Consider the following 18,913-nt stretch of genomic DNA (forward strand, 5'->3'; position numbering starts at 1 on the left):
CTAAACCGCCGCCGCCGGTAAAGGCGGTTTCCCCAGGATCATGTCGGCGGCTTTTTCGGCGATCATCAGGGTCGATGCGTTCGTGTTCGCCGACGGCATCGCCGGCATGATCGAGGCATCGACGACGCGCAGCCCTTCGATGCCGTGCACCTTCAATTCGTCGCTGACCACCGTGCTGCGGTCGCCTTCCGGGCCCATGCGGCAGGTGCCCATCAGGTGGAAGGCGGTGGTGCCGCGCTGGCGGGCGAAGTCGATCAGCTCGTCGTCGGTCTGCAGCGGCGGGCCGGGATATTCCTCGCGGTCGTAGAACGGCGCCAGTTCCGGCGTTTCCAGCATCCTGCGGCCCAGCCGTATGCCGCCCAACAGCACGCGCCGGTCGGTTTCATGCGCCAGGTAGTTCGGCTGGATCGCCGGCTTGTCCATCGCGCTGGCGGATCTGGCGCGGACATAGCCCATGCTTTCCGGGCGCTGCTGCCAGGCGGCGACGGTCATGCCGGGGAAGTCATCAAGCTGCGACTGCACGCCTTCCCTGTAGCTGGCGGGGGTGAAGGTCATCTGCAGGTCGCCCTTGTCCAGCGCCTCGTGCGATTTCCAGAAGATATGCACCAGGGTCGGCGACAGGGTCAGCACGCCCTTGCGGAACAGCACGTATTTCGCGGCTTCCGCAACGAGGTTCAGCCCGCGCACCTGTTCGTTCACGGTCTTCTGGTTCTTAACCCGCGCAACAAGCCGAACCGGGTAATGGTCGCACAGGTTTTCCCCGACCGCCGGCAGGTCATGCAGGACCGGCACGCCAAGGTTCTGCAACAGCCTGGCCGGGCCGACGCCGGAAATCTGCAGCATCTGCGGCGAATTCACCGCCCCGCCGGAGAGGATGATTTCCTTGCGCGCGCGGATTTCCACATCCTGGCCGCCGCGCCTGTACAGGATGCCGACGGCGCGCTTGCCCTCGAACAGGATGCGCTGCACATGCGCTTTGGTGCGGACGTCCAGCGTCTGCCGGGATTTGGCGGGATGCAGGAAGGCGCGCGCGGCGCTGACCCGGCGGCCGTTGAACAGGGCGCGCTGGAAATAGCCGACGCCTTCCTGCGTCGCGCCGTTGTAGTCGGGGTTCAGCGGGATGCCCATCTTCACGACGCCGTCGATGAAGGCGTCGCAAAGCGGGTGCCGCCAGTCGATATCGGTGACGGTCAGCCCGCCGTCGCGGCCGCGATAGGTGTTGTCGCCCTTGCCGATACGGCGTTCGGTGCGCTGGAAATAGGGCAGGATATCCGCATAGCCCCAGCCGCGATTACCCCTTTGCGCCCAACTGTCGAAATCCATCCGCTGACCACGATTGTAGATATGCCCGTTGATCGAGCTGGAGCCGCCCAGGGTCTTGCCGCGCGGCGCATGGATGCGGCGGCCGGCGGTGCCTTCGCTGGGTTCGGCCTCGTACAGCCAGTTCACGGCGGGGTTGACCAGCGTCTTCATGAATCCGGCGGGGATATGGATGAACGGGTTCCAGTCGACCGGCCCCGCCTCCAGTACGCAGACGGTGTCGCTGCCCGCCGACAGGCGGTTGGAGAGCACCGACCCGGCCGAGCCCGCGCCAATGACGATGTAGTCGAAGACGTCGGTCATGGGCTCTTCCCGGCAATGGATTCCGCGGCCCGCAGGCCGGTGACGATGGCTTTGGACAATCCGCCGATATAGGCGGCGTTGGGGCCGCCCTCGAACCCGCCGGTGGACGATCCCGCCGCATACAGCCCGGCGATGGCGCCGCCGTCACGGTGCTGCGCCCTGCCGTCGCGGTCGATGGCGATACCGCCCATGGTATAGGTGATCCCCGCACAGACCGGGATCGCCCGGAAGGGCGCCGTCGCGATGGGTTGCGGTTCGGCGCGATGGGTGCTTCGCGTGGGGGACAGGGACGCCACCGAACCTGTCGCGATCGCCGCGTTGTATTCGGCCACTGTCCGTTGCAGCCCTTCGGCAGGCACGCCGATCTGCGCGGCCAGCCCGGCGAGGTCCGGCGCTTGCAGCACCGTGCCGCCGGCCTGTTCGAAGACCGGGTTCATGCAGGGCGGGTAACGGTTGTCGGCGGCGACGCCGGTCCAGACGGCCTCGTCGAAGATCGCGGTGGCGGCCAGCGGGTCGGCCAGTTTCGCCACTTCGTTCGCCATATAGACGCCGCCCAGCCCTTCATCGGTGAAACGGTTGCCGGATTTGTCGACCAGGATCGATGCCTGCGCGATCGGGTCGACGATCGGATAGGGCCACAGCTGGTCGTTTTCGAAGGCCTGCTGACCCAGCAGATGCCCGTAGAACCGGTCCATGCCGACCAGCGCCGCGCCGGCGGCTTCCGCCATCAGCAGGCCCGCGCCGAAGCCGGTGCCGGCGCCCCGCTGGATCAGTTTTTCCGGCTGCGGGGAAATATACTTGCGCACCAGATCCGGGTTGGTCTGGAACCCGCCATCGGCGATCACCACCGCGCGCACCGCGATCCGTTCGCCGGAGTCGGTGACGACGCCTTTCACCGCGCCGTCCTCGACGATCAGTTCCGTCGCGCGCACGCCCCGGCGCAAGGCGCCGCCGCGTTTTTCCAGATTGGCGGCCAGGCGCCGCAGCGTCACGTCCGGACCACGGCCCTGCCAGTCCAGCCCGGCGGTGCGCCGGCGGGGCGGCGCCATGATCCAGCGCATGAATTCGAACTGGCCGCCCTTGATGAACTTGGCGCCTTCCTCGCGGATCCAGGCCAGCGCCCGCGCGCCTTCCTCCGCCAGCAGCCCGGCATGCGCGGTCGCGTCGTTCACGCCGGTCTGGCCCGTTACGGTGGCGAGGATATCCGCCACGTCCCTGGTCACATCGCGGAAGGCGACATGGACGATCCCGCCGGCGATGCGCGAATTACAGAAATAATCCGCGTCGCTGCCCTGTTCCAGCACCGTTGCCTTCAGCCCCAGCGCGAGGGCGCGGTTGGCCGCGCTCAGCCCCGCCAGCCCGCCCCCGATAATGATGATCTCGTCCGACATTCGGATTTTCCTTTCCTGATGCTATTGCGGCAGCAGCATGTCGACGATGATCCGCACCAGTTCGGCGAAGACCCGCACGCCGAAGCCGACCCCGATCCCGGCGGCGATCCCGGCGATGCCCCAGCTCCAGTGCCAGCCGCCCAACGCAATGCCTGCGGCGACCAGGATGACGGGCGCAAGTCCGGCGAGGACAGCCAGCACGTTCCCGTGCCGGACCATGAAGCCGACGGCCGGATACTGTTCCATTGTGAATTCTCCCAGAATTTGAACTGCCTGAAGTCCGAGTTTACGGAACGGCGCGACGGAAGCAATTCTTCCGCAACCTGCTAAGCGGTAAACAGCTCCGTAAACCGTCTTTCGCCATTCGCGGTGAATGTAACCACCCGGGAATCCGCCTGCCGTTCGGCCCAGCCGAGTTCGTAGAATCGGTTCAGGAAGGCGGTACCCAGCGATCCCGCCAGATGGGTACGGCGCGCGCTCCAGTCGAGACAGGATTTGCACAGCGGGCGGCGGCCCTTGCCCAGGGATGCGATATCGATTCCGAATTCCCGGGCGAAGGCGTCGCCCGCGGCGCTCAGGTCGAGGCCGTCCCCGGCGACGACGAGGTGCTTCCGGGCCAGCAGGTGATCGAACATCCGGACGCCGAAATCCCCAGCAAGGTGGTTGTAGCAGACCCGCGCCTTGCGTAGCGCCGGATCCCTTGGGCCGGTGCGCGTGCGCGTATGCCCGCGCTTTGCCGCCAGCCCCATCATGGCTTCCAGAACGCTGCCCACCTCGTCATCCGCCAGTGAAAAATAGCGGTGCCGCCCCTGTTTGCGCTGCCGCAGCAGCCCGGCGCTTTCCAGTTTGCCCAGATGGGAACTGGCGGTCTGCGCGGTGACGCCGGCTTCGGCGGCAAGCTCGCTGGCGGTCAGCGCCTTGCCGCTCATCAGCGCGGTCAGCATGTTGGCGCGCGCCGGATCGCCAATCAGCGATCCCAGTAATGCGATGTCCGGTCCTTCTTTCATGGTTCGATGGTAAGCGAATCATGTTTACCGATCAACCGGCCAAGCTGACCGTTCCGGTATCCGGTCCGGCGTTAGCCTCGCTATCCTCCTGCCCGGGCGAGCCGATCATCCCCTCGGTCAGCACCGTCTTGCCGGAATAGCCGTTGCGGCTGTTGCCCGTGCCGCGCCCGGCCACCTCTTACACAATATATCTGACACTCCCCCGTCGCCCTCATCGCCTTCCTGTTGCTCCGCATCGCACAGGCCGCACCGACCGACTCATCGAATACGGTCCAGACCCGGACGAACACTCTAATCAGGTGAACCACCCCCCCTTGACGGCGCGGGCGTCACGGCCAAGCATGCGGTGGACAGCAACCCGCAAAAGGCGCCCCCGCAATGATCAACTATCTGCCCGACATACTTGAATCCCCCGAAGCCGTGCAGCAGGCGACCGGTTTCGTCTTTACCGAGGGGCCGTTGTGGCACCCGGACGGGTTTTTCTATTTCAACGATATCCGCCCGGGCACGCTGTACCGGCTGACGCTGGGCGGGAAGCCGGAGGTGGTCCGCAATACCGTTGGCGGCAACGGGATGACCTTCGACCTGGAAGGCCGGCTGATCCATTGCGAGGGCGAAATGCACGCCGTTACCCGCACGGAGCATGACGGCACCGTCAGCGTGCTGACGGACAGCTACAAGGGCGGCCGGCTGAACCGGCCCAACGACGTGATCTGCCATTCCGACGGCAGCAACTGGTTCACCGACCCGTCCATGCGCATCCCCTTCGTCGACCGTGGGCAGCCGGGGCCGGAAGGAGACGCGCATGGCATCTATGGCGGCGCCCGCGTCTACCGTGTGACACCGGCGGGTGACGTCACGCCCATCGTCGACGTGGAATATCCCAACGGCCTCGCCCTGTCGCCGGACGAACGCACGCTTTACATCGCCAATACACGATGGACGCAATACGTCCACGCCATCGATTTCAACGATGACGGCAGCATCCGCCGCAAACGAATCTTCGCCGACCTCAGCATTGGCGACGGGCCGGGCATCCCCGACGGCATGAAGGTCGATGTGGAGGGCCGCGTCTACACCACCGGCCCGGGCGGCATCTGGGTGCACGAACCCGACGGACGGTTCCTCGGCATCATCCGCGTGCCGGAAATGGCGGTGAACATCGCCTTCGGCGGCGATGACCTGAAGACCCTGTTCGTCTGCGCCGTGACCTCGGTCTATACGCTGCGGATGACGACGGCGGGCAACCCGCATCCCTTCCACAAGTTCCATAACAAGAAGGGCGCGTAGGCGGGCATGGCCTTCGATCCCATCAGGCTGGAACTGATCCGCAACGGGCTGGAGATGATTTCCGACAACATGATGGTGTCGGTGGTCCGCACGGCGCGCTCCACGCTGGTCAAGAACAACCTCGACTTCTCCGGCGCCATCTGCGATGCGCAGGGCGACATGGTGGCGCAGGGGCTGGCGCTGCCTTCGCATCTCGGGGCCATCCCGCCGGCGCTCAAGGGCTGCCTCGCCTTCTTCGGCGACGAAGTCGGGCCGGGCGACATGCTGGCCACCAACGATCCCTATTCCGGCGGCAGTCACCTGAACGACATCTTCATGTTCCGGCCGGTCCATGTGGACGGCGAGCGGGTCTGCATCCTGTCGCTGATCCTGCACCACACCGACCTTGGCGGCCGCGTCGCCGGGGGCCAGGCGGGGGACAGCGACGAGATTTTCCAGGAAGGGCTGCGCATCCCGCCGGCCAAGATCATGGAAGCCGGCAAACCCAACCGCACCCTGCTGAACGTGATCGAATACAATACCCGGGTTCCCGACCTGGTCATGGGCGACATCCGCGCCCAGATGGCGGCGCTGATGGCGGCGGAGGCGGAAATCGTCAAATTCGCCGAACGGTACGGCGTCGGCGAACTGAAAGCCTATATGGGCGAGCTGATCGAATACGCGGAACGCATGGTCCGCGCCGCGATCCGCGACCTGCCCGACGGCACGGCGGAATTCACCGAATGGAACGACGATGACGGCGTCGGCGGCGGGCCGGTACGGCTGCACTGCCGGCTGACGGTAAAGGGCGATAAAGTGACCGCCGATTTCTCCGGGACCGACAGGCAGAAGGGCGGGGCGCTGCACACCAACTATCCCTTTACCTGCTCGCTGACCTATGCGGCGCTGCGGGCGGTGCTGCCGCGCGAGATCCCGACCAATGCGGGGTTCTACCGCGCGATTGAGGTGATCGCGCCGGAAGGAAGCTGGGTCAACCCGAAATTCCCGGCGGCGCTGGGCGCGCGGGGGCAGGGCGGCTACCGGGTGCGGACGCTGGTCAGCGGCGCGATCGCCGGGCTGCTGCCGCAACGCATGCCCGCCTGTCCCGGCGGGTCGGAATTCGGTCTGTCGGTCGCCGGGGCAAGGCCGGACGGCAAGCGCTTCGTGCATGTGGAATTCCATAACATGTCCGGTCGCGGCGGCAGCCCGGATGCCGACGGGCAGGATGCGGGTCCTTACTGGCTCGGCAACCTGTCCAACACGCCGGTGGAGGTGATCGAGGCGGAAAACCCGCTGCTGGTGGAGGAATACGGCTTCCTGCCCGACACGGGCGGACCGGGCCGGCATCGCGGGGCGCTCGGCCTGTCGCGGCAGTACCGGTTCCTGGCCGAGGAGGTGACGGTGCAGCAGCGTTCCGACCGCCACATGCACCCGTGCTGGGGGCTGCAGGGCGGCGGGGCCGGCGCGCTGGGCAGGTCGTTCTACGTCGACCGCGAGGGCAATCGTTCCGAGGCGCCGAGCAAGTTCGTGCGCCGCATGCGCCGCGACGAAATCTTCCGGTCGGAAATGCCCGGCGCCGGCGGCCATGGCGATCCCTTCGCCCGCGACCCGGCGGCGGTGGCGGAAGACGTGCGGCAGGAAAAAATCACGGTGGCCCATGCCCGTGCGGCCTACGGCGTCGCCGTCGATCCGTCCACCGGCGCGCCCGACCCCGCCGAAACGGCGCGGCTGCGCGCCACCGTATCCCCATAACCTGCAGGAAAGAACGCATGGACGTCGATCCCGTCAAGCTGGAACTCGTCAAGAACGCGCTGGAGATGATCTCCGACAACATGATGGTGTCGGTGATCCGCACATCACGTTCCAGCCTGGTACGCAACAATCTGGATTTCTCCGGCTCGATCTGCGACCCGGACGGCACCATGGTCGCGCAGGGGCTGGCGTTGCCGGCCCATCTCGGCGCGACCATGCCGGCGCTGCGCTGCTGCCTCGACGCGTTCGAGGGGGACATCCGGCCCGGCGACATGCTGGCCAACAACGACCCATATCACGGCGGCAGCCACCTCAACGACATCTTCATGTTCAAGCCCGTGTTCCACGACGGCGGGATCGTTTGCATCCTCGGCCTCATCCTGCATCACACCGACCTGGGCGGGCGCGTGCCCGGCGGCGGGGCGGCCGACAGCGACGAAATCTTCCAGGAAGGCCTGCGCATCCCGCCGTCGAAGATCGTCGAGGGCGGCAGGCCCAACGCGACCCTCCTGAACATCATCGAATACAACACCCGCGTGCCCGACAAGGTGATGGGCGACATCCGTTCGCAGATCGCGGCGCTGACCGCGGCGGAGCGGGAAATCCACAAGCTGCTGGAGCGGTATTCCCCGGCGGAGCTGAAACTCTACATGCGCGCCCTCGTCGACTACACCGAGCGGCTGGTGCGCGCGGCGATCCGCGATCTGCCCGACGGCGAGGCGGAATTCACCGAATGGAACGACGATGACGGCGTCGGCGGCGGGCCGGTAAAGATCCAGTGCAGGCTGTCCGTGCGCGGCGACGAATTCATCGTCGACTTCACCGGCACGGACGCCCAGCGCGGCGGCGCCCTGCATACCAATTACTGGTACACGGCGTCGCTCAGCTACGCGGCGCTGCGCGCGGTGATGCCGCTGGATACGCCGAACAACGCCGGTTTCTACCGGCCCATCAGGGTGATCGCGCCGGAAGGCTCCTGGGTCAATCCGCGCTTCCCCGCCGCGCTGGGGGCGCGCAGCCAGGGCGGCTACCGGCTGCGCACATGCGTCATTGGCGCCATGGCGAAGCTGTTCGAGGGGCGCATCCCCGCCTGTCCCGGCGGGTCCGAATTCGGCCTCGCCATCAGCGGCAACGACGAACGCGGCAAGCGCTTCGTCCATGTGGAATTCCACAACATCACCGGGCGCGGCGGCGGTCCCGACCTGGACGGCCAGGACGGCGGGCCGTATTTCCTCGGCAACCTCGCCAACACGCCGGTGGAAACCATCGAGGCGGAAAACCCCGTGATGGTCGAGGAATACGCCTTCCTGCCCGACAGCGGCGGGCCGGGACGCTATCGCGGCGGCCTCGGTCTCGTGCGGCAGTACCGGATCCTCAACGACTCCGCCACCGTCCAGCACCGTTCCGACCGGCACAAGACTGGTTGCTGGGGGATTTTCGGCGGAAAGGACGGCCGTCCCGCAAAATCCTTCGTCTTCGATGCCGACGGCACCCGCCACGACGCGCCGTCGAAATTCGTGCGGCGCCTGCAACGGGGCGAAGGCTTCCGCGCCGAAATGGGCGCGGCGGGCGGCTACGGCGACCCCATTCAACGCGATCCCGACGCCGTCGCCGAGGACGTGAAACAGGAGAAGATCACATTGACCCATGCCCGTGACGCCTATGGCGTCGTCGTCGATCCCGTCAGCTTCGCGGTCGATCTTCCCGCCACCCTGGCCCTGCGCCGCGCCGGAGCGGCGGCATGAGCGGCGGTTTTCGGCTCGGCGTGGATATCGGCGGCACCTTCACCGATATCGTGCTGCTCGGCGATGACGGCGCGCTGTACAGCAAGAAGATCCTCTCCACCCCCGACGATTACAGCCGCGCCATCCAGGAAGGCGCCGCGGCATTACTGGCGGAAACCGGCATCGCGGCGTCGGCGATCCGCGAGGTCGGGCACGGCACCACGGTCGCGACCAACGCCATTATCGAGCGCAAGGGCGTGACGGTCGCGCTGGTGACGACGCAGGGCTTCCGCGACGTGCTGGAAATCGGTCGTTTCCGCTCGCCGCGGCTCTACGACCTCGACTTCCGCAAGCCGGAACCGCTGGTCGAGCGCCGGTTGCGGCTGGAGGTGCCGGAACGCATGCTGGCCTCCGGCGACGTGCATATCCCGCTGGACGAGGCCGCCTGCGCCGCGGTGGGAAAGCGCTGCGTCGCGCTGGGCGCCGACGCCATCGCCGTGTGCTTCATCAACGCCTACGCCAACCCGGAACACGAGGAACGGGCGGCGGCGATCCTGCGGCGGAACGCGCCGGGCGTCCCCGTGACGATCTCCACCGAACTGGTGCCCCAGGTGCAGGAATACGAACGCACCAGCACGGTCGTGGTGAACGCCTATATCCGCCCGGTGATCGAACGCTACGTCGCGTCGCTGCAACGCCGGCTGGCCGAACTGGGCATCGCCGTGCCGCTCAACATCATGCAGTCCAACGGCGGCGTGCTGCCGGCGAAGGGCGCGGCGCGCGATCCGGTCTACATCATCGAATCCGGCCCGGCCGCCGGGGTGGTCGGCGCGCAGCGCATGGGCACGCGCATCGGCACCGACAACATGCTGGTCTTCGACATGGGCGGCACCACCGCCAAGGCGGCGATCATCGAAGGCGGTCGCTTCGGCCTGTCGCCGGAAACCGAGGTTGGCGGCGGCGCGGCGCTGGGCCACCGCATGATCCGCGGCGGGGGCTATGTGGTGCAGGTGCCGACAATCGACATTGCGGAGGTCGGCGCCGGCGGCGGCAGCATCGCCTGGGTGGACGCCGGCGGTGCGGTGCAGGTGGGGCCGCGCAGCGCCGGGGCGGCGCCGGGTCCGGTCTGCTACGACCTTGGCGGCGCCGACCCGACGGTGACCGACGCCAACCTGCTGCTCGGCTACCTGAACCAGGAATACCTTGTCGGCGGGGAGTTGAAGGTGAACCGGGCGAAGGCGGCGGCGCAGATGGACGCGCTCGCGGCGCGGGTGAAACAGGACCGCACGGACCTCACCTACGGCATCCACCTCATCGCCAACGCGACCATGATGCGCGCCCTGTCCGCCGTGTCGTCGGAGCGGGGGCTCGACCCCGCCGATTTCACCCTGGTCGGCTTCGGCGGCAATGGCGGCGTGCATGTCTGCGACCTCGCGGAATCGCTGCGCATCGGCCGAATCGTCGTGCCGCCGGTGGCGGGGCTGTTCTGCGCGCTGGGCTTGCTGTTCGCCGATATGGAGCACCAGCCGGTGCGCGCCTTCTACCGTCGCCTGGACAGCCTGCAACTGGAAGAATTGAACGCCGCGCTGCAATCCCTCTCGGACGAGGCCGCCGAACTGCTGGAGGCGGACGGGTTCACGGGGCCGGACCGCAAGACCATCGCCCTGTCGGCGGAGGTCAAATATGTCGGCCAGAATTCGTCATTGACCGTGCCCTTCGAGCACATGCCGGTGGATGCGGCGGGCCTCGCGGATTTCGCCGAACGCTTCGCCAGCCAGCACGATCACACCTTCGGCTATCGCTCCGACAGGGAGGTGCTGCAAATCGTGTCGCTGAAGGCGGTGGGCCGAGGCCTCGACGAATTCCCCCGTGTTCCCGACCGCGCCCGCCGCGCCATGGAGAAGGTGCCCGAAGCCAGCCGCCGCGAGGCTTACTTCGGGCCCGACCACGGCTGGCTCGACACCCCGGTAATCCCGCGCTCCGGGCTGGGCGAAAAGCCGCAGCATGGCCCGCTGATCGTCGAGGAGTACGACACCACCATCGTCATCCGCCCCGGCTGGACGGCGCGGCTCGACGGCTGGAACAACGTGGTGCTGGAGCGGGGCGAGGTTTCGTCTCCTCTATAGCAGGTTCGCGGCGCGCGGCGACGAACCGACGCTTTACGCGCCGGCACGGGTCATCCAGACTGCCCGAAATCCGTCGCGATCATTCCGCCTCTGTCGGGGAGCCTGCTCTCATGCCTGCATCTGACCGCCACTGCATCGACGTGCACCACCATATCGTGCCGCCGTTCTACCTGGAGGAATATCGCGACAGGATTGCCGCCGGGCGCGGCGGAACGCTGTCGTCGGCGTGGACGGGATGGTCGCCGGAGCTTTCCATCGCGGCGATGGACGCGGTCGGCGTTTCAACGTCCGTGCTGTCCCTGTCGACGCCCGGCGTATGGTTCGACGATGCGCCGCGCGCCCGCGAAACGGCGCGCCGGGTGAACGAGTATGCCGCCGGCCTTGTTGCGAAACATCCCGGCCGGTATGGCTTCTTCGCCGCCGTGCCATTGCCGGATCCGGCGGGCAGCCTGGCCGAAATCGCCCATGCGCTCGACACGCTGGGCGCCAGCGGGATCGGGCTGCTGACCAGTTACGGCGACATGTGGCTGGGCGATGCGCGCTTCGAACCGGTGATGGCGGAACTGAACCGTCGCAAGGCCGTGACGTTCGTGCACCCGTCCGTGCCGTTCTGCTGTCGCAATATCTTTCCGGAGGTCATTCCGATGATCGCGGAAGTACCGGCCGATACCACGCGTACCGTCACCAACATGCTGTTCAAGGGCGTGTTCCGGCGCTATCGCGATATCCGCTGGATATTCTGCCACGCGGGTGGATTCGTGCCGATGGTGGCAAGCAGAATCGCCTATTACGGTCGGGAGGCGATGAAAATCCAGGCGCCGCAGGGGGTTGAGGCGGAACTGGCGCGGCTGTATTACGACTTGGGTGGCATGGTTTCCAAACCGGCGATTGCGGCTCTTCTGGCCACGGCGCCGGTCAGCCAGGTCCTGATGGGCAGCGATTTTCCCTATGTGCCGCTGTCCGATACGACGGACGGGCTGGCGGCGCTGGAAGGGGCGGGACTGGGTCTCACGCCCTCGGATATGGTGGCGATCCGGCGGGGTAACGCGCACCGGCTCATGCCGGGCCTTGGCGCGCCCTGAACCGGCGATCCGGCGCATCAGTCCGCCGCGATGACCGCCTCGATATCGATTTCCATCAACATATCGGGCAGCGCCAGACCGGCGACGATCAGGCCCGTCTGACACGGGCGGACGCCCTTGAGCCATTTGGCAAGTACGGCATAGACCGGCGCCCGGTGCGCACGGTCCGTCAGATACACTGTTGTCTTGACGATATCGTTCAGGGATGCGCCGGCTTCGCGCAGCAGGACGTCCGCACAGCGCATTGCGTTTTCTGCCTGCGCGGCGGGGTCGCCCCTGCCGACAAAGACTCCGTCGAAGTCGAGCCCCGTCTGTCCGCGGACCCATACCCTGTTGCCGGCGCGCACCGCCATCGACAGCTCATAGGTAACGTCCTGGCCGTCATGGGTCATCGTCTGGTCGAAGGGGCGAATGCGCCTGTGTGGCATGCGTGGCTCCCGGCTGGTCTGTCTCATTGAAAGTATAGCACCCACACAGGCCGGAATGCCGCTGTGACGATACACGCCAAAAAATCATATCGGTTTGCGGCGATCTGTTCTATTCGAGCGGTTTCAGGTCGCCGAGCATTGTCGGAATGAGCTCCGTCACGGTCGGATGTATGTGCACGGCCTGCTGGATCACAGTGTAGGGCGCGCCGGCATACATCACGTCGAGCACCGAGTGGACGACCTCGTCGCCCCGAATGCCGAGGATCGCCGCGCCGAGAACCGTCCCGGCGTCCGCGTCGATCAGGATCTTCATCAGCCCCTGGGTCTCGCTGCGCTCCCGCGCGCGGCTGACGCCGGTCATCTTCATCCTGCCGACCAGCGCCTTGCGTCCGGAATCCCGGATTTCGCGTTCCGTCATGCCTGCCCGCCCCAGCGGCGGATCGATGAAAAGGCCGTATGTCTGGATGCGGTCGGAAACGCGCCGTGGGTCGCCGTCGAACATGTTGGCGGCTAGAATTTCATAATCGTTGTAGGACGTGTGGGTGAACGCGCCGCGCCCGTTGACATCGCCCGTGGCCCAGATGCCGGGAACATTCGTGCGAAGCTCGTCGTCGACCGTGACATATCCACGCTCGTCGGTTTCGACACCCGCCCTGTCGAGGTGCAGGTCGTCGGTATTGGGTCTCCGGCCGACGGCGATCAGGACGTGGGAGCCCACGATTTCCGTGGCCTCCGGCTCGCAGTTGGCGGTCACCGCCACCCGGTCGCCACGCTTCGCCAACCCGATGCATTCGGCAGCGAGCCGGACTTCGATTCCTTCGCCTTCCAGAATTTCCTGCACGGCGGCGGAGACGTCCTCGTCCTCCCTCCCGATCAGCCGCGGCCCCTTCTCCACCACGGTGACCCTGCTGCCGAAGCGCCGGTACATCTGGGCGAATTCGAGGCCGATATAGCTGCCGCCGACGATGACCAGGTGTTCGGGGAGGAAATCCACATCCATCATGCCGGAACTGGTCAGGTAGTCGACCTCGCCGATACCCGGCATGTCCGGCACTACGGCGCGGGCGCCGACATTGAGGACGATCCAGGGCGCTTCCAGCAGGTCCCCGTTGACCCGGATGGAATGGGCGCCTTCGAATCTGGCATGGCCTTCGTAAACGGTCAGGTTTTCCATATTCTTCAGCCAGTTCGTAAGCCCTTCATTGGACTGGCGCACGATACGGTCCTTACGGTCCTTGACCTGTTTCATGTCTACCGAAACGGCGCCGCCGACGGTCACGCCGAAATCCGCACTGCGGCGTGCCATATGGGCCGCCCGTGCGCTCGCGACCAGCGCCTTGGTCGGGGTGCACCCCACATTGACGCAGGTGCCCCCGAAGCGTTTCCGTTCGATGATAGCGGTCTTCATGCCTTTTGCCGTCATCCGCGCCGCGAGCGGCGGTCCGGCCTGGCCGGTTCCGATAATAATCGCGTCGAAGTTTTCCGCCATGGCCGGACTCCATTGCTGTGGACCTAGTTTCCTAGCTAATCCGAATGGATGGAATTTGTAGGTCGTCGCGCGATAAATCCGCACTGGCGCGGGCCTATCCCGCCTTCGGTCCCGCAGTCGCACGCCTGAGCCACAGCCGGACGGCGACAGAACGAATGACCTCGGCGGCTGCGCCGGCGAGCAGGCCCCAGAAGGGGTCGATCCAGATCGTGACCGCGGCCGTCGCGGCGATGACCGGCCAGCAGGACAGCCTGCTGTCGAACAGCCGTCTGTTTAACGCGAGTTGCGCCGAGGCCAGCATCAGCAGCGCCCCCAGTCCCGCCGCCGGCACGGCGCCGAGCAGCGCAAGGCCGCCGCCGCCGGGCAGCAGGGCCAGGACCAGCAGCGCGAGGCCGAGCAGCAGCGGCGCCGTACCGCTTCGCGCGCCGAAGCGGTGATGCGCCGCAAGCCCGCCGGCGCCGTGGCACATCGGCAGCGCGCCGAACGGGGTCAGCAGGATGTTCGCGAGGCCGCTGGTCACCGACAGCCGGGCGGGCGTGACATGCGCGGCGCGGTCGCCGAAACAGTCGCCGGCGACCAGCGCGGTAAGCAGGACCGCGTTGGTGAAGGTAAGCGGCAGTTGCGGCAGTACGAGCAGGGAGAATGCCTCCGTCAGGTCTGTCACCGAGGGAAGCGACGGCAGGACGAGGGCATCGGGGAACCCGGAACCGGCCCCGATTCCGGCGACGCCGAGCCAGTGCGCAAGGCCGATGGCGGCAGCCAGCGCAATCGGTACCGACGGAACGCGCGGCGCCAGCATCAGACCGACCAGCAGCATCAGCGTCACACCGGCGATGACCGGCGCCGTCGCCATCAGGCTGAAGCCGACCAGCATCAGCGCCACGCCGAGGCCGAGCTGCAACCCGCTGAGCACCGATTGCGGCACCAGTCGCGCCAGCCGACCGAGCCACCCGGTCAGGCCGAGCACGAGCAGCAGGACGCCTATCATGACGCCGCTGGCCATGATGCTTCCGGCGGCGACCGGGGCCGTCAGGATGACGGCGGCGACCGCCTTCATCGGCTGCACCGGGACCGGCAGGCGGTAGTAGAGCGCGGAGGCGATGTAGAAGACCGCAAAACCGAGCAACACCGGCACCGGCGGCAGTCCCGCGACGACAATGGTCCCCAGCACCAGGGGCAGCAGGGTTCCCAGGTCGGCCAGCGCGCCGTTCAACTCGCGCAGGTTTACCGTAAAATCATGTCCCTTCGATACTTCCAAGGTCGCTCGTCCTCCGGGACGCCGTTCGACTATTCCGTATCGCCGGGGTACCGGCCCGACCGGCGCCGCTTTCTACAGCGACGACAGGTCCGGCTCGTTGCCGAACCAGTAGGAACCGACGATCTGGTAATGCGCCTTCCGCCCCTGCGTCTGCTGGGTCACCGTATGGATGTCACGGAAGCGGCGTTCGAACGGGGCGCTGTTGAAGATCACCGAGGCGCCCGCCGCCTCGTACATCAGGTCCGCCGCCCGCTTCGCTTCATGAATCGCATGGGTGGTGGCGATGCGCAGGCGCATGCGGTGGTCGATGGTGACCTCGCCGGTTGCTTCCGCCTCGTCGAACATGTCGTCCAGTTCGCTGCGCTGGAAGCAGCGCGCCGCATCGAGCCAGATCCGCGCCTGCGCGTATTCATACTGCACGACCGGGTTCAGGGCGAGGGTGCTCTGCTGGCGCTGCGGCGTCTTCTTCAGCGCCAGCTTGTGGAACTCGTCCAGGATCTGCGCCGCGACCCCCATGGCAAGCCCCGAAAAGCCGCTGGCGTACATGTTGGTCTGCTTGAACTTGTACATGGTGCCGTCATGCCAGCGATCGGGCGCGTAATCGCGCTTGAGGGTATTCCCCTCCGGCACGAACAGGTCCTTCACGAAATACCCGTCACTGGCGGTGCCGCGCAGGCCCATGACGTTCCAGATGTCCTCCATCTCCACGTCGGCCTTGGGCATCAGCATGGTACGGACCTGCGGCTTGCCGGCGGCATCGGGCACCGGTTCGCCCTTGCCGTCCACCAGCGTCGCATGGGTGCCGAGCCAGCTTGCATGGCGGCAGCCGCTGGCGAAGCGGGTATGGGCGTTGACGATATAGCCGCCATCGACCTTCTGCGCCGTCGATTTGCCCGGCCCCCAGGCCAGCACCGCGCGCTTGTCGTCGTTCCACATGCGCTTCGCATCGTCCGGGTTCATGAAGGCCGCGACCTGGGAGCAGCCATTGCCCTGGCAGGTCACCCACGCGACGCTGGCGTCATACCGGCCCAGCTCCTCGATGATCCGGGAGAAATCCGACGGCCTGAGCTGCCCGCCGCCGAATTCCCTGGGCAGCAGCAGGCGGAACAGCCCGGCATTATGCATCGCGTCCAGCAGCTTTGGCGGCAGGCGGCGGTTCTGCTCGATCTCGGTGAGCGATTCGGTAATGACCGGGCCCACGTCGCGGATCTTCGCCAGATAATGTTCCCGATCCGAAACGCCCGGCTGGGCGGTTGCTGCAATGGATACCATGTTCGTTTCCTTCCCCCGGTACGGATTCCCGCCGCCTGTATCGGACAGATCGGAACCGCGTACCGTTACGGTAACAACATTTCCCGCTTCAGGGCAATCGCGTGGCCGTCAACGCCGCGCGGCGACCTGGATCAGATCGTGATTGTTGGATCGCCTGCGGCGATCCAACAATCACGTGAATCTGATCTATCTTATTGAAAGCAGAGCACCTTCACAGGATTGAATAGAACCCGTTGTGGTTCTATTCAATCCTGATGTGCTCTAGCGTCCCTGGAAAACCGGTTTGCGTTTTTCGACAAAGGCGCGGGCCGCTTCCTTGTGGTCCTCGGTCTGGGAGCAACGCGAATGGTGCATCGCCTCCAGGTCGAAAACCGCCTCCAGCGATCCGGTTTCCGCCGCGTTCAGGTTTTTCTTCATGTAACCCAGCGTCACGACGGGACCGTCCGCCAGCCGCTTCGCGATCGCCATGGTTTCCGCCTCCAGCGCGTCGTCCGGCACGACCCGGTTGACCATGCCCAGCGCCAGCGCCTGGTCCGCCGGTACGGTTTCGGACAGCCAGTACAGCTCGCGCGCCTTGGCCGTCCCGACCAGCCGGGTCAGGAAATAGGCGCCGCCAAAATCGCCGGACAGGCCGACGCGGGCGAAGGCGGTGGTGAAGCGCGCGGTTTCGCTGGCGATGCGCATGTCGCAGGCCAGCGCCAGCGACATCCCGGCCCCCGCCGCCGGGCCGCGCACCATGGCGATGGTCGGTTTGGCGATCTGGTGCAGCAGGCGCGACACCTCCATGCGCTGGCGCAGGCCCAGCACCCGTTCCTCCAGCGTCGGTTCCGCCGCCGCCCTGTCCATGCGCTTCACATCGCCCCCGGCGCAGAAACCGCGCCCGGCGCCGGTCAGGATGATGGCGCGGACGCCGGGGTCGTTCGCGTGGCGGGTCAGCGCGTCAAGGGCCGCCGCCATCATGTCCGGCGTCATCGCATTCAGCGCTTCCGGGCGATTCATGGTCAGGGTGGCGACGCCGTCGGCGACGTTTTCCAGCAGGGTATCGGTCATCGAAATTACATCCTCGGGCAAAAATGGTCATACGGGTTGGCGCGCACGGTATGGCGCCTACATTAGTCTCGCAGGTCACATGGCAACCGCCAAGGGCCGGGAATGGCGGAGGAGACGCATATGATCAAGGGACTGCATCACAACGCATATCGCTGCCGCAATTCGGAGGAAACACGACAGTTCTACGAGGAATTTCTGGAATTGCCCCTCGCCGGATCGCTGGCGATCGACACGACCAGGACCGGGCGTGACACGAATGTGCTGCACACGTTTTACGAACTGGGCGACGGGTCCTATCTTGCCTTCTTCGAAGCCCCGGACCAGCCCTTCGAGTTCAAGGACCAGCATGATTTCGACCTGCATATCGCACTGGAAACGGACCGGGAAACCTTCGACCGTATGTTCGCGAAGGGCAGGGCGGCGGGCATCGAAACCCGCGGTGTCGCCGACCACGACTTCATCCACTCGATCTATTTCCGCGACCCGAACGGCTATGTCATCGAACTTTCGGTAAAACTGCCCAACCATGACGAGGCGATGAACCCGGCAACAAACGGCGCGCGGCGCATCCTCGACGAATGGACGGCGCAGCGGGCGGGGTGACGGGGAACGCGCGTCTTGTTTGTGCGAAATGCCCGTCACCAATCAGCCGCAACGCCTTGTAGGCAGGTTTGCGCCACCGGCCCGGTCGCTTCGGCGTTCCAGCAGAACGACATCGCGCCAGGCATCGCCGATATGGCCATAACGCTCCCGGGTACCGGCCTCGCGGAATCCGCCCCGTAGATCGCGCGTACCTGTCGCCAGTCCCGCCGTTCCATCCCGCTGGTCTGAAAATACATGGCTATTGCCCCCCGGGTTCTCTTTGCCGCACTTTACGGCGCAGAATATCGCCGAGTACCGTGTGAGCATAGCACAGGGAGGCGTGAATTATGGGCGCGAATGACACGGCAACATGCATTAACCTGGCCGACGCGATCACGTTTTCGGCCGAGGCGCGGACCAACCGGGAGTTGATGACCACCAGCGTGGCCGAGGTCAGGATGAACTGTTACGAGCCGGGGCAGTTCACGCCGATGCATATGCATCCGGATGAGGACGAGGTCATGTATATCGTCGAAGGGCGCGGCAGGGTCGTGTTCGACGGACGTGACGACCTGCCCGTAACGCAGGGCGAACTGGTCTGCCTTCCCTCGGACCAGTTCCATTCCATCGTCGCGGCCCCGGACAGCCGCATGGTGCTGATCTATTTCATGAAACCCGGCTATGGCAGCGTGCGGCCGGGCAATTCGCCAACGGGCGCCGCCCTCGAACGACTGCACGGGGAGCGCGGCTGACGCCCGGCGTTTCCGCCGCCACGAAAAAGGGCCGGGTCACATAAACCCGGCCCTTCAGACCGCTGACAAACCCCTCGCCTTTGGTGAGGGGTTTGTGATTCAATGCGG

Annotated in this window: 16 protein-coding genes; 7 read left to right on the forward strand and 9 right to left on the reverse strand. The window is 66.1% G+C overall.

Annotation, left to right across the window (positions count from 1 at the left end; translation table 11 throughout):
• From WD767_06805 to WD767_06820, 4 genes are all read right to left on the reverse strand, one after another.
• On the reverse strand, positions 1 to 1,623 hold the full coding sequence (locus WD767_06805) for a GMC family oxidoreductase N-terminal domain-containing protein (GenBank protein MEX2615787.1): 1,623 nt from the start codon (positions 1,621 to 1,623) through the stop codon (positions 1 to 3).
• Positions 1,620 to 3,014 (reverse strand): FAD-dependent oxidoreductase, encoded by a 1,395-nt coding sequence (locus WD767_06810; protein MEX2615788.1) that lies wholly within the window; start codon positions 3,012 to 3,014, stop codon positions 1,620 to 1,622. Before WD767_06810 ends, WD767_06805 begins: the two co-directional genes overlap by 4 nt.
• Positions 3,015 to 3,035: 21 nt before the next feature.
• Positions 3,036 to 3,260 (reverse strand): hypothetical protein, encoded by a 225-nt coding sequence (locus WD767_06815; GenBank protein ID MEX2615789.1) that lies wholly within the window; start codon positions 3,258 to 3,260, stop codon positions 3,036 to 3,038.
• A gap of 80 nt (positions 3,261 to 3,340) precedes the next feature.
• Complete coding sequence (locus WD767_06820) at positions 3,341 to 4,021, reverse strand: winged helix-turn-helix domain-containing protein (protein MEX2615790.1); 681 nt, start codon at positions 4,019 to 4,021, stop codon at positions 3,341 to 3,343.
• A 378-nt stretch (positions 4,022 to 4,399) separates the two neighbouring features.
• On the opposite strand from WD767_06820, the gene WD767_06825 reads away from it, so the two are divergent.
• The 5 genes from WD767_06825 to WD767_06845 all read left to right on the forward strand — a co-directional run bounded on the left by WD767_06825 (position 4,400) and on the right by WD767_06845 (position 11,974).
• Positions 4,400 to 5,311 (forward strand): SMP-30/gluconolactonase/LRE family protein, encoded by a 912-nt coding sequence (locus WD767_06825; GenBank protein MEX2615791.1) that lies wholly within the window; start codon positions 4,400 to 4,402, stop codon positions 5,309 to 5,311.
• A gap of 6 nt (positions 5,312 to 5,317) precedes the next feature.
• Positions 5,318 to 7,042, forward strand: a complete 1,725-nt coding sequence (locus WD767_06830; GenBank protein ID MEX2615792.1) for a hydantoinase B/oxoprolinase family protein — start codon at positions 5,318 to 5,320, stop codon at positions 7,040 to 7,042.
• A gap of 17 nt (positions 7,043 to 7,059) precedes the next feature.
• The gene (locus tag WD767_06835; GenBank protein MEX2615793.1) at positions 7,060 to 8,787 is read left to right on the forward strand and encodes a hydantoinase B/oxoprolinase family protein; all 1,728 of its coding nucleotides are present in this window, start codon (positions 7,060 to 7,062) and stop codon (positions 8,785 to 8,787) included.
• Positions 8,784 to 10,892: a hydantoinase/oxoprolinase family protein gene (locus WD767_06840; protein ID MEX2615794.1), complete on the forward strand. Its 2,109-nt coding sequence runs from the start codon at positions 8,784 to 8,786 to the stop codon at positions 10,890 to 10,892. The genes WD767_06835 and WD767_06840 overlap by 4 nt, the downstream gene beginning before the upstream one ends.
• A 110-nt stretch (positions 10,893 to 11,002) precedes the next feature.
• A complete protein-coding gene (locus tag WD767_06845) occupies positions 11,003 to 11,974 on the forward strand; it encodes an amidohydrolase family protein (GenBank protein ID MEX2615795.1) in 972 nt (323 codons plus the stop codon).
• Positions 11,975 to 11,991: 17 nt separating this feature from the next.
• Here WD767_06845 and WD767_06850 read toward each other — a convergent pair whose 3' ends face one another.
• From WD767_06850 to WD767_06870, 5 genes are all read right to left on the reverse strand, one after another.
• On the reverse strand, positions 11,992 to 12,402 hold the full coding sequence (locus WD767_06850; GenBank protein MEX2615796.1) for a Rid family hydrolase: 411 nt from the start codon (positions 12,400 to 12,402) through the stop codon (positions 11,992 to 11,994).
• Between the two features lie 109 nt (positions 12,403 to 12,511).
• Positions 12,512 to 13,891, reverse strand: a complete 1,380-nt coding sequence (locus WD767_06855) for an FAD-containing oxidoreductase (protein ID MEX2615797.1) — start codon at positions 13,889 to 13,891, stop codon at positions 12,512 to 12,514.
• A gap of 94 nt (positions 13,892 to 13,985) precedes the next feature.
• Positions 13,986 to 15,149, reverse strand: coding sequence for a putative sulfate/molybdate transporter (locus WD767_06860; GenBank protein ID MEX2615798.1), 1,164 nt, complete (start codon positions 15,147 to 15,149; stop codon positions 13,986 to 13,988).
• 72 nt (positions 15,150 to 15,221) lie between these two features.
• Positions 15,222 to 16,421, reverse strand: coding sequence for an acyl-CoA dehydrogenase family protein (locus WD767_06865; protein ID MEX2615799.1), 1,200 nt, complete (start codon positions 16,419 to 16,421; stop codon positions 15,222 to 15,224).
• A 261-nt stretch (positions 16,422 to 16,682) separates the two neighbouring features.
• Positions 16,683 to 17,471: an enoyl-CoA hydratase gene (locus WD767_06870; GenBank protein MEX2615800.1), complete on the reverse strand. Its 789-nt coding sequence runs from the start codon at positions 17,469 to 17,471 to the stop codon at positions 16,683 to 16,685.
• A gap of 120 nt (positions 17,472 to 17,591) precedes the next feature.
• Between WD767_06870 and WD767_06875 the strand changes: the two genes are divergently transcribed.
• Together WD767_06875 and WD767_06880 are read left to right on the forward strand one after the other, a co-directional pair.
• Positions 17,592 to 18,074: a VOC family protein gene (locus WD767_06875; GenBank protein MEX2615801.1), complete on the forward strand. Its 483-nt coding sequence runs from the start codon at positions 17,592 to 17,594 to the stop codon at positions 18,072 to 18,074.
• 326 nt (positions 18,075 to 18,400) lie between these two features.
• Positions 18,401 to 18,805, forward strand: coding sequence for a cupin domain-containing protein (locus WD767_06880; GenBank protein MEX2615802.1), 405 nt, complete (start codon positions 18,401 to 18,403; stop codon positions 18,803 to 18,805).
• The last annotated feature ends 108 nt before the right edge of the window (positions 18,806 to 18,913 follow it).

Source organism: Alphaproteobacteria bacterium (genome assembly GCA_040905865.1).
In the GTDB taxonomy this organism is placed as follows: Bacteria; Pseudomonadota; Alphaproteobacteria; order UBA8366.

Bases quoted from the DNA above. Each gene is read 5' to 3' on its own strand.
- WD767_06815 (MEX2615789.1), bottom strand. From the start codon at position 3,260: ATGGAACAGTATCCGGCCGTCGGCTTCATGGTCCGGCACGGGAACGTG.
- WD767_06810 (MEX2615788.1), bottom strand. From the start codon at position 3,014: ATGTCGGACGAGATCATCATTATCGGGGGCGGGCTGGCGGGGCTGAGC.
- WD767_06850 (MEX2615796.1), bottom strand. From the start codon at position 12,402: ATGCCACACAGGCGCATTCGCCCCTTCGACCAGACGATGACCCATGAC.
- WD767_06845 (MEX2615795.1), top strand. From the start codon at position 11,003: ATGCCTGCATCTGACCGCCACTGCATCGACGTGCACCACCATATCGTG.
- WD767_06880 (MEX2615802.1), top strand. From the start codon at position 18,401: ATGGGCGCGAATGACACGGCAACATGCATTAACCTGGCCGACGCGATC.
- WD767_06855 (MEX2615797.1), bottom strand. From the start codon at position 13,891: ATGGCGGAAAACTTCGACGCGATTATTATCGGAACCGGCCAGGCCGGA.
- WD767_06805 (MEX2615787.1), bottom strand. From the start codon at position 1,623: ATGACCGACGTCTTCGACTACATCGTCATTGGCGCGGGCTCGGCCGGG.
- WD767_06825 (MEX2615791.1), top strand. From the start codon at position 4,400: ATGATCAACTATCTGCCCGACATACTTGAATCCCCCGAAGCCGTGCAG.
- WD767_06870 (MEX2615800.1), bottom strand. From the start codon at position 17,471: ATGACCGATACCCTGCTGGAAAACGTCGCCGACGGCGTCGCCACCCTG.
- WD767_06840 (MEX2615794.1), top strand. From the start codon at position 8,784: ATGAGCGGCGGTTTTCGGCTCGGCGTGGATATCGGCGGCACCTTCACC.
- WD767_06875 (MEX2615801.1), top strand. From the start codon at position 17,592: ATGATCAAGGGACTGCATCACAACGCATATCGCTGCCGCAATTCGGAG.
- WD767_06835 (MEX2615793.1), top strand. From the start codon at position 7,060: ATGGACGTCGATCCCGTCAAGCTGGAACTCGTCAAGAACGCGCTGGAG.
- WD767_06830 (MEX2615792.1), top strand. From the start codon at position 5,318: ATGGCCTTCGATCCCATCAGGCTGGAACTGATCCGCAACGGGCTGGAG.
- WD767_06820 (MEX2615790.1), bottom strand. From the start codon at position 4,021: ATGAAAGAAGGACCGGACATCGCATTACTGGGATCGCTGATTGGCGAT.
- WD767_06865 (MEX2615799.1), bottom strand. From the start codon at position 16,421: ATGGTATCCATTGCAGCAACCGCCCAGCCGGGCGTTTCGGATCGGGAA.